This is a genomic window from Streptomyces lienomycini (assembly GCF_027947595.1).
GTDB lineage: Bacteria > Actinomycetota > Actinomycetes > Streptomycetales > Streptomycetaceae > Streptomyces > Streptomyces lienomycini.
The window spans coordinates 6,485,169-6,503,635 of sequence record NZ_CP116257.1 but is presented as its reverse complement, the minus strand read 5'-3'; the positions used below and the strand labels follow the sequence as shown (position 1 = coordinate 6,503,635).

The 18,467-nt window shown below is 72.3% G+C and carries 14 protein-coding genes; 11 read left to right on the top strand and 3 right to left on the bottom strand.

Annotated elements, in window-relative coordinates; genetic code table 11:
* The first annotated feature begins 57 nt into the window (after positions 1 to 57).
* From leuS to BJ961_RS29670, 5 genes are all read left to right on the top strand, one after another.
* Complete coding sequence (gene leuS, locus BJ961_RS29690; RefSeq protein WP_271415868.1) at positions 58 to 2,949, top strand: leucine--tRNA ligase; 2,892 nt, start codon at positions 58 to 60, stop codon at positions 2,947 to 2,949.
* A gap of 252 nt (positions 2,950 to 3,201) precedes the next feature.
* The gene (locus BJ961_RS29685) at positions 3,202 to 3,966 is read left to right on the top strand and encodes a hypothetical protein (protein WP_271415867.1); all 765 of its coding nucleotides are present in this window, start codon (positions 3,202 to 3,204) and stop codon (positions 3,964 to 3,966) included.
* Between the two features lie 125 nt (positions 3,967 to 4,091).
* Positions 4,092 to 4,937 carry a DegV family protein gene (locus BJ961_RS29680; RefSeq protein WP_271415866.1) on the top strand — a complete coding sequence of 282 codons (846 nt, stop codon included), beginning with the start codon at positions 4,092 to 4,094 and terminating at the stop codon, positions 4,935 to 4,937.
* A gap of 164 nt (positions 4,938 to 5,101) precedes the next feature.
* Complete coding sequence (locus tag BJ961_RS29675) at positions 5,102 to 6,211, top strand: helix-hairpin-helix domain-containing protein (RefSeq protein WP_271415865.1); 1,110 nt, start codon at positions 5,102 to 5,104, stop codon at positions 6,209 to 6,211.
* Positions 6,208 to 8,796: a ComEC/Rec2 family competence protein gene (locus BJ961_RS29670; protein ID WP_271415864.1), complete on the top strand. Its 2,589-nt coding sequence runs from the start codon at positions 6,208 to 6,210 to the stop codon at positions 8,794 to 8,796. Before BJ961_RS29675 ends, BJ961_RS29670 begins: the two co-directional genes overlap by 4 nt.
* A gap of 121 nt (positions 8,797 to 8,917) precedes the next feature.
* Here the strand turns inward: BJ961_RS29670 and BJ961_RS29665 are convergent, their stop codons facing one another.
* The gene (locus BJ961_RS29665) at positions 8,918 to 9,532 is read right to left on the bottom strand and encodes a TetR/AcrR family transcriptional regulator (RefSeq protein ID WP_271415863.1); all 615 of its coding nucleotides are present in this window, start codon (positions 9,530 to 9,532) and stop codon (positions 8,918 to 8,920) included.
* A gap of 106 nt (positions 9,533 to 9,638) precedes the next feature.
* On the opposite strand from BJ961_RS29665, the gene BJ961_RS29660 reads away from it, so the two are divergent.
* Positions 9,639 to 10,328: a nitroreductase gene (locus BJ961_RS29660; protein WP_271415862.1), complete on the top strand. Its 690-nt coding sequence runs from the start codon at positions 9,639 to 9,641 to the stop codon at positions 10,326 to 10,328.
* Positions 10,329 to 10,444: 116 nt separating this feature from the next.
* On the opposite strand, the gene BJ961_RS29655 is transcribed toward BJ961_RS29660, so the two are convergent.
* Positions 10,445 to 10,834 (bottom strand): TIR domain-containing protein, encoded by a 390-nt coding sequence (locus tag BJ961_RS29655; RefSeq protein WP_271415861.1) that lies wholly within the window; start codon positions 10,832 to 10,834, stop codon positions 10,445 to 10,447.
* Positions 10,835 to 11,228: 394 nt separating this feature from the next.
* Between BJ961_RS29655 and BJ961_RS29650 the strand changes: the two genes are divergently transcribed.
* From BJ961_RS29650 to holA, 3 genes are all read left to right on the top strand, one after another.
* Complete coding sequence (locus BJ961_RS29650) at positions 11,229 to 12,110, top strand: YceI family protein (protein WP_271415860.1); 882 nt, start codon at positions 11,229 to 11,231, stop codon at positions 12,108 to 12,110.
* A gap of 15 nt (positions 12,111 to 12,125) precedes the next feature.
* The gene (locus tag BJ961_RS29645) at positions 12,126 to 12,371 is read left to right on the top strand and encodes a hypothetical protein (RefSeq protein ID WP_271415859.1); all 246 of its coding nucleotides are present in this window, start codon (positions 12,126 to 12,128) and stop codon (positions 12,369 to 12,371) included.
* An 84-nt stretch (positions 12,372 to 12,455) separates the two neighbouring features.
* A complete protein-coding gene (holA, locus tag BJ961_RS29640; protein WP_271415858.1) occupies positions 12,456 to 13,445 on the top strand; it encodes a DNA polymerase III subunit delta in 990 nt (329 codons plus the stop codon).
* 446 nt (positions 13,446 to 13,891) lie between these two features.
* Here holA and rpsT read toward each other — a convergent pair whose 3' ends face one another.
* Entirely contained in the window at positions 13,892 to 14,158 is a 267-nt protein-coding gene (gene rpsT / locus BJ961_RS29635) for a 30S ribosomal protein S20 (RefSeq protein ID WP_271415857.1), read from the bottom strand.
* A gap of 237 nt (positions 14,159 to 14,395) precedes the next feature.
* Between rpsT and lepA the strand changes: the two genes are divergently transcribed.
* Both lepA and BJ961_RS29625 read left to right on the top strand, forming a co-directional pair.
* On the top strand, positions 14,396 to 16,264 hold the full coding sequence (gene lepA / locus BJ961_RS29630; protein WP_271415856.1) for a translation elongation factor 4: 1,869 nt from the start codon (positions 14,396 to 14,398) through the stop codon (positions 16,262 to 16,264).
* A 296-nt stretch (positions 16,265 to 16,560) separates the two neighbouring features.
* Positions 16,561 to 18,438 (top strand): AMP-dependent synthetase/ligase, encoded by a 1,878-nt coding sequence (locus BJ961_RS29625; RefSeq protein ID WP_271415855.1) that lies wholly within the window; start codon positions 16,561 to 16,563, stop codon positions 18,436 to 18,438.
* The last annotated feature ends 29 nt before the right edge of the window (positions 18,439 to 18,467 follow it).

Genomic DNA, 18,467 nt, shown 5'->3' with positions numbered 1-18,467 from the left:
CGCTGGTCATGAATGTCGCAGCCGCTGGCAGAGACGATCGATGGAGCTTTGAGGATCATGAGCGAGACGAACCCCGCGGCGACCGCCCCCGTGACGGCGGACGCCGCGCCGCACCGCTACACGGCCGCCGTGGCCGCCGAGATCGAGGCACGCTGGCAGGACTTCTGGGACGCCGAGGGGACGTACGCCGCACCGAACCCCAAGGGTGACCTGGCGGGCGACCCGGAGCTGGTCGCCAAGCCCAAGAAGTTCATCATGGACATGTTCCCGTACCCCTCCGGTGCGGGCCTGCACGTCGGCCACCCGCTGGGCTACATCGCCACCGACGTCTCCGCCCGCTTCCAGCGGATGACCGGCCACAACGTCCTGCACACCCTGGGCTTCGACGCCTTCGGCCTGCCCGCCGAGCAGTACGCCGTGCAGACCGGCACGCACCCGCGCGCGTCCACCGAGGCCAACATGGAGAACATGAAGGCCCAGCTGCGCCGGCTGGGCCTGGGCCACGACAAGCGCAGGTCGTTCGCCACGATCGACCCCGAGTACTACAAGTGGACCCAGTGGATCTTCCTGCAGATCTTCAACTCCTGGTACGACGACGAGGCGGGGAAGGCCCGCCCGATCACCGAGCTGGTCGCGCAGTTCGAATCCGGTGAGCGGGAGGTCCCGGGCCACGCCGGGCGCGCGTGGAGCACCCTGAGCGAGGCCGAGCGCGCCGACGCCCTGGGAGAGTTCCGCCTGGCCTACGCCTCCGACGCGCCCGTCAACTGGTGCCCCGGACTGGGCACCGTGCTGGCCAACGAGGAGGTCACCGCCGACGGCCGCTCCGAGCGCGGCAACTTCCCCGTCTTCAAGTCCAAGCTGCGCCAGTGGAACATGCGCATCACCGCCTACGCCGACCGGCTGCTGGACGACCTGGACGCGCTGGACTGGCCCGAGGCGATCAAGCTGCAGCAGCGCAACTGGATCGGCCGCTCCGAGGGCGCCCGCGTCGACTTCCCCGTCGACGGCGAGCGCATCACCGTCTTCACCACCCGCCCCGACACCCTGTTCGGCGCCACCTACATGGTGCTGGCGCCCGAGCACCCGCTGGTTGAGAAGTTCACCCCGGACGCCTGGCCCGAGGGCACGCACGACGCCTGGACCGGCGGCAGCGCCACCCCGACCGAGGCCGTCGCCGCGTACCGCGCGCAGGCCGCCTCGAAGTCCGACGTCGAGCGGCAGGCCGAGGCCAAGGACAAGACCGGTGTCTTCATCGGCGCGTACGCGACCAACCCGGTCAACGGCGAGCAGGTCCCGGTCTTCATCGCCGACTACGTGCTGATGGGCTACGGCACCGGCGCGATCATGGCCGTCCCGGCGCACGACACCCGCGACTTCGCGTTCGCGCGCGCCTTCGAACTGCCGATCCGCTGCGTCGTCGAGCCGACCGACGGCCGCTCCACCGACACGTCGACGTGGGACGAGGCGTTCGCCTCCTACGACGCGAAGATCGTGAACTCCGCCGGCGCCGACGTCTCCCTGGACGGCCTGGGCGTCATCGAGGCCAAGGAGCGCGTCACCGAGTGGCTGGAGCGCACCGGCGCCGGCGAGGGCACCGTCAACTTCCGCCTGCGGGACTGGCTGTTCAGCCGGCAGCGCTACTGGGGCGAGCCCTTCCCGATCGTCTACGACGAGGACGGCATCGCCCACCCCCTGCCCGCCTCGATGCTGCCGCTGGAGCTGCCCGAGGTCGAGGACTACTCCCCGCGCACCTTCGACCCGGACGACGCCGACACCCGGCCCGAGACCCCGCTGTCCCGCAACGAGGACTGGGTCCACGTCACCCTGGACCTGGGCGACGGCCGCGGCCCGCGCAAGTACCGCCGCGAGACCAACACCATGCCCAACTGGGCCGGCTCCTGCTGGTACGAGCTGCGCTACCTGGACCCGCACAACAGCGAGCGACTGGTCGACCCCGAGATCGAGCGGTACTGGATGGGCCCGCGCGAGGGCCTGCCGCACGGCGGCGTCGACCTGTACGTCGGCGGCGCCGAGCACGCCGTGCTGCACCTGCTGTACGCGCGCTTCTGGTCCAAGGTCCTGTTCGACCTGGGGCACGTCTCCTCGGCCGAGCCGTTCCACAAGCTGTTCAACCAGGGCATGATCCAGGCCTACGTCTACCGCGACAGCCGCGGCATCGCGGTGCCCGCCGCCGAGGTCGAGGAGCGCGACGGCGCGTACTTCTACCAGGGCGAGAAGGTCTCCCGGCTGCTGGGCAAGATGGGCAAGTCCCTGAAGAACGCGGTCACCCCCGACGAGATCTGCGCCGAGTACGGAGCCGACACCCTGCGCCTGTACGAGATGGCGATGGGCCCGCTGGACGTGTCCCGGCCGTGGGACACGCGCGCGGTGGTGGGCCAGTTCCGGCTGCTGCAGCGGCTGTGGCGCAACGTCGTCGACGAGGCGACGGGCGAGGTGACCGTCGTCGACACCGAGGCCGACGAGGACACCCTGCGCGCCCTGCACAAGGCCGTCGACGGCGTACGGCAGGACCTGGAGGGCATGCGGTTCAACACCGCCATCGCCAAGGTCACCGAGTTGAACAACCACCTGACCAAGGTTGGGGGCCCGGTCCCGCGGTCCGTCGCCGAGCGCCTGGTGCTGCTGGTCGCTCCGCTGGCCCCGCACGTCGCCGAGGAGCTGTGGCGCAAGCTGGGGCACACCGACTCGGTGGTCCACCAGGACTTCCCGGTCGCCGACCCGGCCTACGTCGTCGACGAGACCGTGACCTGCGTCGTGCAGATCAAGGGCAAGGTCAAGGCGCGGCTGGAGGTCGCACCGTCCATCTCCGAGGACGACCTGGAGAAGGCGGCGCTGGCCGACGAGAAGGTCGTGGCCGCACTGGGCGGCGCCGGGGTCCGCAAGGTGATCGTGCGGGCGCCGAAGCTGGTGAACATCGTCCCGGCGTAGGCGGTTGAGGGCGGGGCCGAGCGGGGTGCCCAGGGCGTTCGGCTCGCTCGGCGTGCTGTCCTCAGGGTGTTCGGCTCACTGAGCGTGCTCGGGGGCGTCCCCTACGGGTCGGTTCAGGGTCCGGTACGGGCAGGTTCGGGGTTCTTGCGGAACCCTGGGCCTGCCCGTTGCGTTTACCGTGGAAGAGCGGCACGACGGGTGCCGCGCCGTGGCCTGCCGGCCCGCGGGCCGGACGCTCGGAGGAGGAGCCCCGTGGAAGCAGCGCTCACCGTCTTCGCCCTGCTTTTCCTGCTCGCCGTAGTGCTGGGCGTCTATGCCACGGTGAAGGCGGTCGGCGCCGCCAAGCGCAGCGTGGACCGCGGCATCACCCAGGCCCGCCGGACCGTCGAGGACCACACCCTCCGCGCCAAGTCCCTGGTCCAGGTGGGTCCGGCGGCGGAGCTGGCCCAACTGCGGCTGACGCTGCGCACGTCCATGCGGGCCACGCAGGACGCGCTCCACGCGCGCGTGGCCGAGGACGAGTCCCTCAAGGAGTCCCTCGCCCTCTTCGAGCGGCTCAGCGCCCACGGCTTCGAACTGGACGGCGAGCTGCGGCGGCTGGAGTCCGAGCCGGACCGTGCCACGCTCGCCGAGCGCCTCCCCGGGCTGCGGGAGCGCACCGAGCGCATCGCCCGGTCGGCGGAGGCGCTGCGCTGGGCGGCCCGCGACCGTGCCCGCCGCTTCGCGGACGACGACCTGGACTCGCTGAGCGCGCAGATCGACGTGGAAGCCGGTGCCCTGCGGCACTGGATGACGACGGAGGCGGAGCCCGGGACCGGAGCGGGGGAGGGTCCGGCCGCCGCGCCGCCGTCCTGGCCCGAGGCCCCGCCCGCCGACGCCCCGTCCACCCGGCAGACCTGGCCGGACGCCCCGGCGCAGGGCCCGGCGCGGGAGCCTGCCCGCCCCGCCATCACCCCGCCCGCCGCGAACCCCGTGTACCCCTGGCAGAAGAAGGCCCGCCCGGAGAGCACGACCTGACCTCACCGGCCCGCACGCGACCGGAACGGCCGGGACCGGCCCGGTCACCCGATCACGGCCCGGTGGACGCCCGGCCCCCGGGGTCGGACTGCCGTACGGGCACTACGCCAGGTAACCTCCAGCTCATGTCCCGCCATGTCGCTATCGTCACGGATTCAACGGCCTACCTCCCGGCCCGGACGATGGAGCGGCACGACATCACCGCGGTGCCCCTGACCGTCGTTCTCGGCGACCGGGCCCTGGAAGAGGGCACCGAGATCTCGACCCGCTCACTGGCCCAGGCCCTGCAGAAACGCCGGCCGGTCACCACCTCCCGCCCCAGCCCCGAACTCTTCGCCGAGACCTACCGCCGGATCGCCGACTCCGGCGCCGACGGCATCGTCTCCCTCCACCTCTCCGCCGAACTCTCGGGCACGCACGACGCGGCCGTCGTCGCGGCGCGTGACGCCGCCGTCCCCGTGCGCGTCGTGGACACCGGCATGATCGCGATGGCCCTCGGCTTCTGCGCGCTCGCCGCCGCGGAGACGGCGGAGACGGGCGGCACGGTGGACGAGGCCGTCACGGCCGCCGAGAAACGGGCCGCGGGCACCTCGGCGTACTTCTACGTCGACACCCTGGACTACCTGCGCCGCGGCGGCCGGATCGGGGCGGCCCAGGCGCTGTTCGGTTCCGCCCTCGCCGTGAAGCCGCTGCTTCAGCTGGAGGGCGGCCGCATCGAGCCCCTGGAGAAGGTCCGGACGGCATCGAAGGCCATCGCGCGGCTCGAGGAGATCGTCGCGGACCGGGCGGGCGGGGCGCCCGTCGACATCGCCGTCCACCACCTCGCCGCCCCGGACCGCGCGTCGGCGCTCGCGGACCGCCTTCGGGACCGGGTGCCCGGGCTGGCCGACCTGCACGTGAGCGAGGTCGGCGCGGTGATCGGGGCACATACGGGGCCCGGGCTGCTGGGGGTTGTGGTTTCGTCGCGGTGACGGTGGCCCGGGCGGCTACGTGTGTGCCGGGGCGGTGTGCGAGGGGCGCGGTGGGCGCTGCCGTGCCACCCGTGGGGGTGGGGGAGTTCTCCACAACCCGTGGGTAGTCCCCGGAAACCGACCATGATCATCGCGACTGTGCCGAGGTGCCCGATCCTCGTCGCATGGCTCTTCGATCACGCTCACGCACCGCGTCCGCGACCAGCGGCCCCGGCCGCGCGCCGGCCTCCGACGGCCGCCTCGGCCACCGTCGCGCACCCGGCTCCCGCACCTACGCCCGTCCCCGGTCCCACGCCCGGCACGGCCGTCGGCACCCGCCGCCGGAGGAACTGCGACGGAGGGCGCAGGCACTGTTCGCCGGGCGCACCGAGGAGCCCGACCGGGCCGGACCCGGGGGCGCGCAGGGGGAGTCGGGGAAGGGCCCACCGCCACCCGGCCCCGATGCTCCGCCCGGCACCGGCACCGGCACCGGCACCGGCATCAACACCAACAGCAACACTCACACCGTCGTCGCTCTCTCCGAAGGCGCCGGGACGACCTGGCGGGAGCGGACCGGGCAGGCGCTGCGGGAGCGGATGCCCCTGTGGCTGCAGACGCGGTGCGGGCTGGAGCGGCGCAGCGTGGCCGCGCTCTCGGTGCTGCTCGTCGTGGCGGCGGTCTTCGCGGTGCAGCACTTCTGGTCCGGCCGCACCCAGCCGGTGGCGGCACCCGAGGTGGTGCGGGAGGCGGCGGCATACGGAGCGGGCAAACCGGGCCCGCCGACCGGAGACCGCGCCACGGCCGGCGGGGCGAAGCCCAAGGCCGCGCCCACCACCACGGCCGGACCCGAGATCGTGGTGGACGTCGGCGGCAAGGTCCGCGACCCCGGCGTGCACAGCCTTCCGGCCGGTTCCCGCGTCGCGGACGCCCTGCGAGCCGCCGGAGGCGTGCGGCCCGGCACGAAGACCGACGGACTGAACCGGGCCCGTTTCCTGGTGGACGGCGAACAGGTGATCGTCGGGGCACCCGCGCCGCCACCGGGCGCGGGGGCCCCACCCGGAGCGGGGGCGGCGCCCGGCGGGCCGGCGGGCGCGGCGCCCGCCACACCGGTCTCCCTCAGCACCGCGACCCTCGACCAGCTCGACACCCTCCCGGGCGTCGGCCCGGTCCTCGCCCAGCACATCGTCGACTACCGCACCCAGCACGGCGGCTTCCGTTCCGTGGACGAACTGCGCGAGGTCAACGGCATCGGCGAGCGCCGCTTCGCCGACCTCCGGGATCTCGTGCGGCCATGAGCACCGACCTGACGGGCGTGAACCGGCTGGACCGGCCGGCCGCGCTCGACGGCCCGGAAGCGCCGCGCACGACGCCACCGAGGGCGGCCGTGCACGCCGCCTCCGGTCACCGGCTGGGCGCGGCCCACCCCCGGCAGGAGGGCCCCGCGGACCTGCGCCTGGTCCCACCCGCCCTCGCGGCCTGGGCGACGGCGGCACTGATGCCGGACGTGCCGGACGGCTGGGCGGCGGGCGTGGTGACGGGCGCCCTGCTCCTGGCCGGGGCCCTGCTGCTGGTGCCGCCGCGCGGGCGGTCCCGCGTGCCGGTCGCCGCCCTGCTCCTCTGTGTCGCCGCGTCCGCCACCTCGGCCGCACTGCACGGCGCGGACCTGGAGCGAGGGCCCGTGCCCGAGCTGGCGCGGCGGTACGCCACCGTCACCGCCGAGGTGGAGGTCACGGCCGACCCCCGCCTCGCCCGCCCCCGCGTCCGCGGCGACCGCGCCGTGCCGCCGTCGGTGCTGATCGAGGCCGAGGTGCGGCAGGTGACCGAGCCGGGCGGGACGGCGGTGACGACCCGAACGCCGGTCCTCGTACTCGTGGACGTCGGCGAGGAGGGCGGGCAGCGGTCCCGTACCCCACCCGCGCCCTCCCGCTGGCTGAACCTGCTGCCGACCACACGGCTCCGCGTCACCGCCCGCCTGTCGCCCCCGAGGAACCGCGGCGACCGGATCGCCGCGGTGCTGCGCGTACAGGCGGGCCGGCAGGCACCGATGTCGGTGTCGAGGCCTTCGGCGGCACAGCGGCTGGCGGGCCGGTTGCGGACCGGCCTGCGCGAGGCGACCGAGGACCTGCCGACCGACGCGAGGGCGCTGCTGCCGGGCCTGGTCGTCGGCGACACCTCACGCGTCACACCGGACCTGGAGGAGGCGTTCAAGGAGACCGACCTGACGCACACCCTGGCCGTGTCCGGGGCCAACTTCACGATCGTGCTGGCCCTGTTGCTGGGGCCCCCGGGGCTGGCCCAGCGCAGCGAGCGCCGGGGCCTGGCGCCCCGCCTCGGCCTGCACCTGCGGACGACCGCGCTGCTCGGCGCAGTGCTCGCGCTCGCCTTCGTCGTCGTGTGCCGACCCGACCCGAGCGTGCTGCGGGCGGCCGCCTGCGGCTCCGTCGCCCTGCTCGCCCTGGCCACCGGACGCCGCAGATCACTGCTCCCGGCGCTGGCCACGGCGGTACTGCTGCTGGTGCTGTACGACCCCTGGCTGGCCCGCAGTTACGGCTTCCTGCTCTCCGTGCTGGCCACCGGGGCGCTGCTCACGCTCGCCCCACGGTGGAGCGCGGCCCTGGTCCGGCGCCGGGTACCGCCCCGGCTCGCGGAGGCGCTGGCCGCCGCGGGCGCCGCACAGGCCGTGTGCGCGCCGGTCGTCGTCGTGCTGTCGGAGCGGGTGAGCCTGGTCGGAGTGCCGTGCAACCTGCTGGCGGAGTTCGCGGTGGCCCCCGCCACGGTGCTGGGGTTCGCGGCGCTGGCGACGGCGCCGGTGGCGATGCCGCTGGCCAAGTCCCTGGCCTGGTGCGGAGGCTGGCCTGCCGGGTGGATCGCGCGGATCGCCCGTACCGGGGCCGCGCTGCCCGGCGCGGGAGTGGACTGGCCGGGCAGTTGGGCCGGGGCGGCGCTGCTCGCCCTCGTCACGGTGGGCTTGCTGCTCGTCGGCCGACGTCTGCTGCGGCACCCGTGGTGGTGCGGCCTCTGTGCCCTGCTGCTGATCCTCGTGGTGGTGCAGCCGCCCCCGCTGGCCAGGGTGATCAAGGGCTGGCCCCCACCGGGCTGGCGGATGGTGATGTGCGACGTGGGCCAGGGCGACGCGCTGGTCCTCGCGGCGGGGGAGGGGACGGCCGTGGTCGTGGACGCGGGCCCGGACCCCACCCTGATCGACCACTGCCTGCGCTCACTCGGCATCACCCGCGTCCCCCTCGTGCTGCTGACCCACTTCCACGCCGATCACGTGGCCGGACTGCCCGGGGTGCTGCGGGGCCGTACGGTGGGCGCGATCGAGACGACGGCGCTGGAGGAGCCCGCGGACCAGGCCGAGTCCGTCCGCGAGCAGGCGGCCTCCCGGGGCATCCCTCTGCGGCAGGCGGCAGCCGGAGAGCAGCGACGCTCCGGCCCGCTGTCCTGGCAGGTGGTCTGGCCCCCGCCCAGCCCACCGAGCGCCCCGACGACCACCGCACCGGGCACGGAGGGCGGCGCCAACGACGCCAGCGTCACCCTCCTGGTCCGGACGGCGGGCATACGCCTGCTCCTCCTCGGCGACCTGGAACCCCCGGCCCAGCGGGAACTGGCACGCTCCCCGGCGGCAGCGGGGCTGACGGGCGTCGACGTCCTGAAGGTGGCCCACCACGGCTCCGCCCACCAGGACTTCGCGTTCCTGCGGGAAGTCGCCCCACGCCTGGCACTCGTCAGCTGCGGCGAGGACAACACCTACGGCCACCCCGCACCCGGCACGGTCACGGCCCTGCGCGCCCAGGGGGCGAGGGTGCTGCGCACGGACCGGGACGGGGCGGTGGCGGTCGCCGGTACGGGAAGGGCGTTGCGGGTGGCGGACAACTGAGAGCGGAGGGCGGGGCGGTCGGCCGTACCGGGTCGGTCGCCCGGCGGGCCGTGGGGGCCGGAGACCGGCCGGGACCCACGGTGCGTCGGGCGACGACGGATGCGGACCAACGAGCAGCTCGTCAGCACTTCCCGGGCGGTCCCGGCAAAGCCCGATCGAGGAGGATCTCCGCCGCCGCCCGTGCGTGTCGGCCGTAGTCCGCTTCGTCCAGCACCATGGCACGGCTGGCCGCCCCGTCGGCGAGGGTGGCCAGTTGCTCGGCGAGTGGAAGGGGTTCCTGGCAGCCCAGCTCCGTCACCACCGCGGCGATCAGTCGCACCATGCGCAGCTTCTGCTCCCGGGCGTAGGAGTGCACCGCACTGTCCGGGTCGGGGAACTCCGCGGCGGCATCGATGAACGGGCACCCCCGCACCGGAGCCGCCTCCGTCACCGGCTGGTCGAACAACCTGCGGATCCGCTCACGCGGAGGGAGGTCCTCGCGGGTCAGCACGCCTTCCAAGGTCGCCCCCGACCGTGCCAGGCCCTGCAAGTGGGCGATGACCAGGTCGTTCTTGGTGCGAAAGTGCGCGTAGAGCGTCCGCTTGGACACTGGCGCCTCCTCGGCGACCTGTTCCATGCCGGTCGCGCCGATGCCCTGGGTCGCGAAGAGCCGAGCGGCGGCGGACAGGATGCGTTCCCGCCCGCCGCGCCCTCGCCCCCGGGGTGCCGTGGCCGTCGTACTCACGGTCGAGTCCATGAGGCAAGTATACGCGATCGTTTACTTCGGTCGCCGTGTCGCGCTATGGTGACTCCGCATGTAAACGTGACCGTTTACATGAGTTCTTTCGTCATCAAGGAGTCCCATGAGCAGGTCCTTCCCCACAGAGCTGAGCGGCTGCGCGGAGAAGCTGATACGCGGCCGTCACGCGACCCGCGCGTTCCGTCCGGAACCCGTTCCCGAGGACGCGATGCGCGGGATCTTCTCGCTGGCGGGCGCGGCACCGTCCAACTCCAACGCGCAGCCGTGGCAGGTGGAGGTGGTGAGCGGGGCGGCACTCCAGCGCCTGGCCGGTGCCTTGCAGAATGCCCACGCCGAACAGCGCACCTCGGTGGACTTCCCGTACTCCGAGGGGATGTACACGCAGGTGCACCAGACCCGTCGGGCGGCGTTCGGCGCCGAACTGTACGGGGCGCTGGGCATCGGCCCCGACGATCACGCGGCACGTGCGGCCTACGACTCGGAGAGCCTGCGCTTCTACGGCGCCCCGCACGCGGCCTTCCTCTTCGTCCACGGTGACGGAGAGGCCCGGCTGGCCGCGGATGTCGGCGGCTACATGCAGACGCTGCTCCTGGCGATGACCGCGTACGGCGTGGACAGTTGCCCGCAGGGGCTGCTGAGCTTCTACGCCGACACCGTCCGCGCCGAACTCGGCATCGCCGGAGGAAAGCTGCTCGTCGGCATCTCCTTCGGGTACGCCGACGAGAGGGCGCCGGTGAATCGGGTGCGGGCCGAGCGGGCTCCACTCGAGTCGACCACGGCCTTCCACGGCTAGCCGGTCAAGCCCAAGGGGCGCCTGCACCGGTACGTGGGGCGCGGGCGCCGGCCGAAGCCACCGCGAGAGGTCGGGCGGGGGGTTGCGGGCCCTGGTCTCCAGGTGGCAGCGGCCGGTCAGGCGTCGGGGTCGACTTCGGGGTGCGTGAACCGCACGGGTCTGCCCAGCGACCGGGCGTAGGCGATCTCGGCTCGGGTGCTGTCTCCGATGTAGTCGCCGACCACGAGCACCTCGTCAGCGAGCCGGATCTTCGCCCGGTGCAGATCGTCGAGGCGGACCTTCAGCGCCTCGGCCTCGACGGGATCGGCCCGAAGCGCGTGCGGCGACTTCAGGTCGCAGCCCGGCTTGACGACGATCCTTCCGGCCTTGGTCTCCCGCAGATCGGCCTCGGCCATCTCGGGCATGAAGCGGGTGGAGCCACAGATCACGACGATGTGAGGGAGGCTCAGCTGCTTCTTCGCGTCGGCGAGCTTCGCCTCGGGGGTGCACGGTCGCGGGTATGACACGGGTCCTCCCGGTGGAGTGCTCCGAGGGGTGCCTGCGGAGAGGGGAACGAGGGTGCCAGAGATCGTCTGGTGACGGGTGGGACGGCGACCCGGCCGGGGCGGCCGACCCCTCCGGCCCCGACGAGTCACCGCGTGCCCCGCCCGCCTACTGCCCGCACCCGTACCGCCCGTACTCCCGTACTGCCTGCGCTGCCTGCCCCTGTCCTGCTGTGCCCCGGCTGTGAGAAACCCCGCCCGGTGCGGTGAAACCGGATCACACGGGTCCACTCCTGCCCACTCCCAGCACATGCGACGGTTTCCCGCGATGTGGTCCCGTGTTGCCTCGAAAGCCACATCGGTGATCGAATGTTTCTCCGTCAACTAGTTTTCTCATGTCGTACAGAGGGTGTCGCAGATGATCGGCCGCTTGCTGGGGAACCGAACGAAGCGAACGCAACGGACGGGCCCCCTGGCGGCCGTACGCACCCCGCCGGACGCGGGAGTGCTCAGCTGCCGCGTGCTCGACCCCGTCAACGCCCCCGTGCCGAACGCGGAGTTCACGGTCAGCGACGCGATGGGGCGCAAGGTGGTCGGCGGCGGTACGGACCCCTTCGGGTCGTTCGTGGCGACGGTGCCCGCCGGGGAGTACCGGCTCGCGGTGTCCGCCGAGGGCTACACGCCCTACCGGGCCTCCGCGACGGTCACCGAGGACACGCTGGCCTCGCTCGGCGACGTGACGCTGCAGGTGGCCCAGCCGCCGGAGCTGCCCGCGGCGGGTGACTGGGAGATCGAGCCGGCGCACTCCTCGATCGCGTTCACGGCGCGGCACATCGGGCTCGCCCGGATCCACGGCCGGTTCAACTCCTTCGCGGGCGCGGTGCGGATCGCCGACGACATGGAGCAGTCCGCGATGCACGTCGTGATCGGCGCGGCGTCCATCGACACCAACGTCAAGATGCGCGACGACCACCTGCGGTCGGCCGACTTCCTGGACGTGGAGCGCTTCCCGACCCTGGAGTTCTACAGCGACCGGTTCACGCACCGCGGCGGCAACCGGTGGGCCGTCACCGGGGCGCTGTCCCTGCACGGTGTCACGCGCACGGTCACGCTGGACGCCGAGTACCTCGGACTCGGCAACGGCATGGAGGGCGAGACGCGGGCGGCGTGCCGGGCCACCACCGAGCTGCACCGCGACGACTTCACGGTGAGCTGGCAGACGATGCTCGCCCGCGGCATCGCCGTCGTCGGTCCCAGCATCCGCATCGACCTCGACGTGCAGATCGTTCCCAAGGGCTGACCGACAATGGCTCCCGTGAGCGACGTGAGACATGTCCTGGTGCTGCCCGACCGCGACGCCGCCGAGGAGGCGGCCCAGGCGCTCGGGGAGCGGTTCGGGACCGACGAGGAACCACAGCTCGTACGGGACGCCCTGGCCGGTGAGGACGACGCCGAGGACGCCCAGTGGCTCCTCGTCCTGCGGGACGAGCGGGAGCTGCTGGACCCCGGTGCGCTGGACGCCTTCGCGGCGGAGTGGGAGGGCTGGCGCGAGGAGCCGTAGCCCTCGCCCGGCGGCGTCCTCCCGCGGTGCTCGGCCGACGGCGCCCGTCCGGCGTTGTCAGTGGTGCGTGCGATGCTTGTCGCGATGGCCAGGAAGACTGCGAACGACGACCCTCTCGCCCCGGTGACCCTTGCCGTGGGCCAGGAGGACCTCCTGCTCGACCGTGCCGTGCAGGAGGTGGTGGCCGCCGCGAGGGCCGCCGACGCCGACACGGACGTACGCGACCTCACCCCCGACCAGCTGCAGCCCGGCACCCTCGCCGAGCTGACCAGCCCCTCGCTCTTCGCCGAGCGCAAAGTCGTGGTCGTACGCAACGCGCAGGACCTGTCCGCCGACACGGTCAAGGACGTCAAGGCCTACATCGGTGCCCCCGCCGAGGAGATCACCCTGGTCCTGCTGCACGCGGGCGGCGCCAAGGGCAAGGGCGTGCTCGACGCCGGGCGCAAGGCGGGCGCGCGCGAGGTGGCGTGCCCGAAGATGACCAAGCCCGCCGACCGGCTGGCCTTCGTGCGCGCGGAGTTCCGTACGGCGGGGCGGTCGGCCACCCCCGAGGCGTGCCAGGTGCTGGTCGACGCGATCGGCAGCGACCTGCGGGAGCTGGCCTCGGCGGTGTCCCAGCTGACCGCCGACGTCGAGGGGACCATCGACGAGGCGGTCGTCGGCCGCTACTACACCGGACGTGCCGAGGCCTCCAGCTTCACGGTCGCCGACCGGGCGGTCGAGGGACGCGCCGCGGAGGCGTTGGAGGCCCTGCGCTGGTCGCTGGCGACCGGAGTGGCGCCGGTGCTGATCACCAGCGCGCTGGCCCAGGGCGTGCGGGCCATCGGCAAGCTGTCCTCCGCCCGCGGTGGGCGCCCCGCCGACCTCGCCCGCGAGCTGGGGATGCCGCCGTGGAAGATCGACCGCGTCCGGCAGCAGATGCGCGGCTGGACCCCGGACGGCGTCTCCGTCGCCCTGCGCGCGGTGGCCGAGGCCGACGCGGGAGTCAAGGGCGGCGGGGATGATCCCGAGTACGCCCTGGAGAAGGCCGTGGTGACCGTCGCCCGGGCGGCGCGCTCGCGGGGACGGTCGTAAACCACCCCTCCGACCCGAGCCGCCCCTCCAACCCGAGCCACCCCTCCGACCCGAGCCGCCCCTCCGACCCGAGCCGCCCCTCCGACCCGAGCCACCCCCCCCGGCTCAAGCCGCCCCCGGGGCACAACCCTCCGACCCGGAGCCGCCCCTCCGGGCTCAAACCGCCCTCCGGCTCAAGCCGCCCCTCCGGGCTCAAGCCCCCGGGCCCAGGCCGCCACCTCGGGCTCAGGCCGCCCCCCGGGCTCAGGCCGCCACCCGGCCCAGGACAGACCGAAGGCCCCGTCGGCCGTCCTGGGGAAGGACGGCCGGCGGGGCCTTCGGATCAAGCTCGCGGATCCATGCCCGCGTGGCGAACGCAGGCCGCGCATGGATCCTGGGTGCCGGACGGGAGCGGATGAGAGAGGGCCCGCTCTGGGTCCCTCCGGCGATCAGACCAGATAAGGGGTTCAGCCCTTGAGAGCGCCGACCTTCTGCGCCAGCGCCGACTTCTTGTTGGCGGCCTGGTTCTTGTGGATGACGCCCTTGGAGACGGCCTTGTCGAGCTGACGCGCGGCGACGCGCTGGTACTCGGTGGCCTTCTCGGTGTCACCCGCGGCAGCGGCCTCGCGGGCCTTGCGGATCGCGGTCTTCAGAGAGGACTTGACGGCCTTGTTGCGCAGCCGCGCCTTCTCGTTGGTCTTGTTCCGCTTGATCTGGGACTTGATGTTCGCCACGAATGAGCCTTTGCAGGTTCAGGCACGAGGCCGCGAGGGTCCCGTGCCGGTGATTTCTTGAAGGAGTGCCTCGTGCTGAGAGGGCATGAGACACAGCCACCCACACTACCAGCGGGCCATCGAGGGTCCCAAACCCATCCCGGCTCCCCAACCGTGGGACGATGGAAGCTACGTATCGATCCGACCCGAGACCCGAGACCGCAGACACTGCGGACGCCTCAAGAATCAGGACCCTGCGTGCCCGCGATCCCCAGCCATGTGCCCGAGCCGAGCCGTACCGACCCCGCGCTGATCCGCAACTTCTGCATCATCGCGCACATCGACCACGGCAAGTCCACGCTCGCCGACCGGATGCTCCAGCTGACCGGTGTGGTCGAGCAGCGGCAGATGCGCGCCCAGTACCTCGACCGCATGGACATCGAGCGCGAGCGCGGCATCACGATCAAGTCCCAGGCGGTGCGGTTGCCGTGGGCCCCCACCCACGACAAGGGCACCCCGCACATCCTCAACATGATCGACACCCCGGGGCACGTCGACTTCACCTACGAGGTGTCGCGCTCGCTGGCCGCCTGCGAGGGCACGATCCTCCTCGTCGACGCCGCCCAGGGCATCGAGGCCCAGACCCTCGCCAACCTGTACCTGGCGATGGAGAACGACCTCACGATCATCCCCGTGCTGAACAAGATCGACCTGCCGGCCGCGCAGCCCGAGAAGTTCGCCGAGGAGCTGGCCAACCTGGTCGGCTGCGACCCCGACGACGTGCTCAAGGTCTCCGCCAAGACTGGCCTCGGCGTCGACGCCCTGCTGGACAAGGTCGTCGCCGAGATCCCGGCCCCGGTCGGTGTCAAGGACGCCCCGGCCCGTGCGATGATCTTCGACTCGGTCTACGACTCCTACCGCGGTGTCGTGACGTACGTCCGGGTCATCGACGGCCAGCTCAGCAAGCGCGAGCGGATCCGGATGATGTCCACCGGCGCCACGCACGAGCTGCTGGAGATCGGCACCAACTCGCCGGAGATGCTCTCCGCCGACGGCCTCGGCGTCGGCGAGGTGGGCTACCTGATCACCGGCGTGAAGGACGTCCGCCAGTCCAAGGTCGGCGACACCGTCACCAGCCAGCACAAGGGCGCCGAGGAGGCGCTCGGCGGCTACAAGGACCCCAGGCCGATGGTCTTCTCCGGCCTGTACCCGCTGGACGGCTCCGACTACCCGGAGCTGCGTGAGGCGCTGGACAAGCTCCAGCTCAACGACGCCGCCCTGGTCTACGAGCCGGAGACCTCCGCCGCCCTCGGCTTCGGCTTCCGCGTCGGCTTCCTCGGCCTGCTCCACCTGGACGTGATCCGGGAGCGCCTCGAGCGCGAGTTCGGCCTCGACCTCATCGCCACCGCGCCCAACGTGGTCTACCGCGTGGTGCTGGAGGACGGCACCGAGGTCGAGGTCACCAACCCGAGCGAGTTCCCCGAGGGGAAGATCAACGAGGTCTACGAGCCGGTCGTACGCGCCACGATCCTCGCCCCGACCGAGTTCATCGGCTCGATCATGGAGCTGTGCCAGACCCGGCGCGGCACCCTGCTCGGCATGGACTACCTCTCCGAGGACCGGGTGGAGATCCGCTACACCCTCCCCCTCGCGGAGATCGTCTTCGACTTCTTCGACCAGCTGAAGTCCAAGACGCGCGGCTACGCCTCCCTCGACTACGAGCCCACCGGCGAGCAGACCTCCAGCCTGGTCAAGGTCGACATCCTGCTGCACGGCGACAAGGTGGACGCCTTCTCGGCGATCACCCACAAGGACGCGGCGTACGCGTACGGCGTGCGGCTGGTCGCCAAGCTGCGCGAGCTGATCCCGCGCCAGGCCTTCGAGGTGCCCATCCAGGCCGCCATCGGCTCCCGGGTGATCGCCCGCGAGACCATCCGCGCCATCCGCAAGGACGTCCTCGCCAAGTGCTACGGCGGTGACATCTCCCGGAAGCGGAAGCTGCTGGAGAAGCAGAAGGAGGGCAAGAAGCGGATGAAGATGGTGGGTTCCGTGGAGGTCCCGCAGGAAGCCTTCATCGCGGTCCTGTCCAGCGACGACAACGCGGGGTCGGGCAAGGGCAAGAAGTAACCGCCGCGCCCCACGCCGAATCCGGCCGAAACGGACACCGAAGGGCCCGTCGTACGAAAGTGCGGCGGGTCTCTTCGCATGTCACGGGCAGGCGTCTGTAGGAAATGACAGGGCGCGGGCTCTTACGCGGGGGCCGGTCGCCCCTTACGCTGATGCCTGCCCCTTAGTTACTCGTGAGTTAAACAAGTGATCGGGCAACAGTCCGACTCACCACTTGACCACGGCCTGAACAACCGCCCGAGAGTGAATCCAGCCGCACCTGAGCCAGCCGCACCGTCGCGGGCCCGGAGGATGTCGTGAGCGACACACAGACACTGATCGAGAACCGTCCGCCCTCCGTGGCGGGACTCTTCCTGGAGCGGGTGGCGGCCACGCCGGACGCCGAGGCGTACCGCTACCCGGTGCCGCCGGCCTCGGGCGAGGGCCCCGACGACTGGAAGTCGCTCACCTGGGCGCAGGCCGCCGAGCGGGTCTACGCGATCGCGGCCGGCCTGATCGAGCTGGGCGTGCGGCCCGAGCAGCGCGTCGCGCTGGCCTCCTCCACCCGCCTGGAGTGGATCCTCGCCGACCTCGGCATCATGTGCGCGGGCGCCGCGACGACCACCGTCTACCCGCAGACCAACGCCGAGGAGTCGGCGTACATCCTCTCCGACTCCGAGAGCCGGGTGCTGATCGCGGAGGACGCCGCGCAGCTGGCCAAGGCGAAGGAGAAGCGGGCCGAGCTGCCCGAACTCACCCACGTGGTCGTGATCGACGCGGCGGGCGCGGACACCGCCGAGGACTGGATCCTCACCCTCGACGAGCTGGAGCGCAGGGGCGCGGCACGCCTGGAGAAGGAACCGCAGCTGATCAAGGAGCGGGTCGGCGCGCTCACCAAGGACCAGCTCGCCACCCTCATCTACACCTCCGGCACCACCGGCCGGCCCAAGGGCGTGCGCCTCCCGCACGACTGCTGGTCGTACATGGCCAAGGCGATCGCCGCGACCGGCCTGGTCACCGGGGACGACGTCCAGTACCTGTGGCTGCCGCTCGCCCACGTCTTCGGCAAGGTGCTCACCTCCGGCCAGATCGAGGCCGGGCACGTCACCGCCGTCGACGGCCGCGTCGACAAGATCATCGAGAACCTGCCGGTCGTGCAGCCGACCTACATGGCGGCCGTGCCCCGCATCTTCGAGAAGGTCTACAACGGCGTCGCCGCCAAGGCCCGCGCGGGCGGCGGGGCCAAGTACAAGATCTTCCAGTGGGCCGCCGGGATCGCCCGCGAGTACGCCAAGGTCACCCAGGACAACTTCAAGCGCACCGGCACCGCGAGCGCCCCCACCGGCCTGCGCACCAAGCACGCCGTCGCCGACCGGCTCGTCTACGCCAAGATCCGCGAGGCCTTCGGCGGCCGCCTGCGCGCCTGCGTGTCCGGCTCGGCGGCCCTCGCCCCGGAGATCGGCTACTTCTTCGCCGGCGCGGGCATCCACATCCTGGAGGGCTACGGCCTCACCGAGTCCTCCGCCGCGTCCTTCGTCAACCCCGGCGAGGCCTACCGCACCGGCACGGTCGGCAAGCCGCTGCCCGGCACCGAGGTGCGCATCGCGGACGACGGCGAGATCCTGCTGCGCGGCCCCGGCATCATGGAGGGCTACCACAAGCTGCCCGAGAAGACCGCCGAGGTCCTCGAGTCGGACGGCTGGTTCCACACCGGCGACATCGGCGAACTGTCGCCCGACGGCTACCTGCGGATCACCGACCGCAAGAAGGACCTCATCAAGACGTCCGGCGGCAAGTACATCGCGCCGGCCGAGGTCGAGGGCCAGTTCAAGGCCGTCTGCCCCTACGTCTCCAACATCCTCGTCCACGGCGCCGACCGGAACTTCTGCACCGCGCTCATCGCCCTCGACGAGATCGCGCTCACCGAGTGGGCCAAGGAGAACGGCCTGGACGGCAAGCCGTACGCCGAGATCGTCGCGGCGCCCGCCACCGTCGAGATGGTCGACGGCTACGTCAAGGAACTCAACGAGGGCCTCCAGCGCTGGCAGACCATCAAGAAGTTCCGCCTGCTGCCCCGCGACCTCGACGTCGAGCACGGCGAGATCACGCCGAGCCTGAAGCTGAAGCGGCCGGTGGTGGAGCGGGAGTACAAGAACCTGATCGAGGAGATGTACGAGGGCTCGCGCGAGGCGTGACGGGCGGCGCGCGACGCTCGAACGTTCGC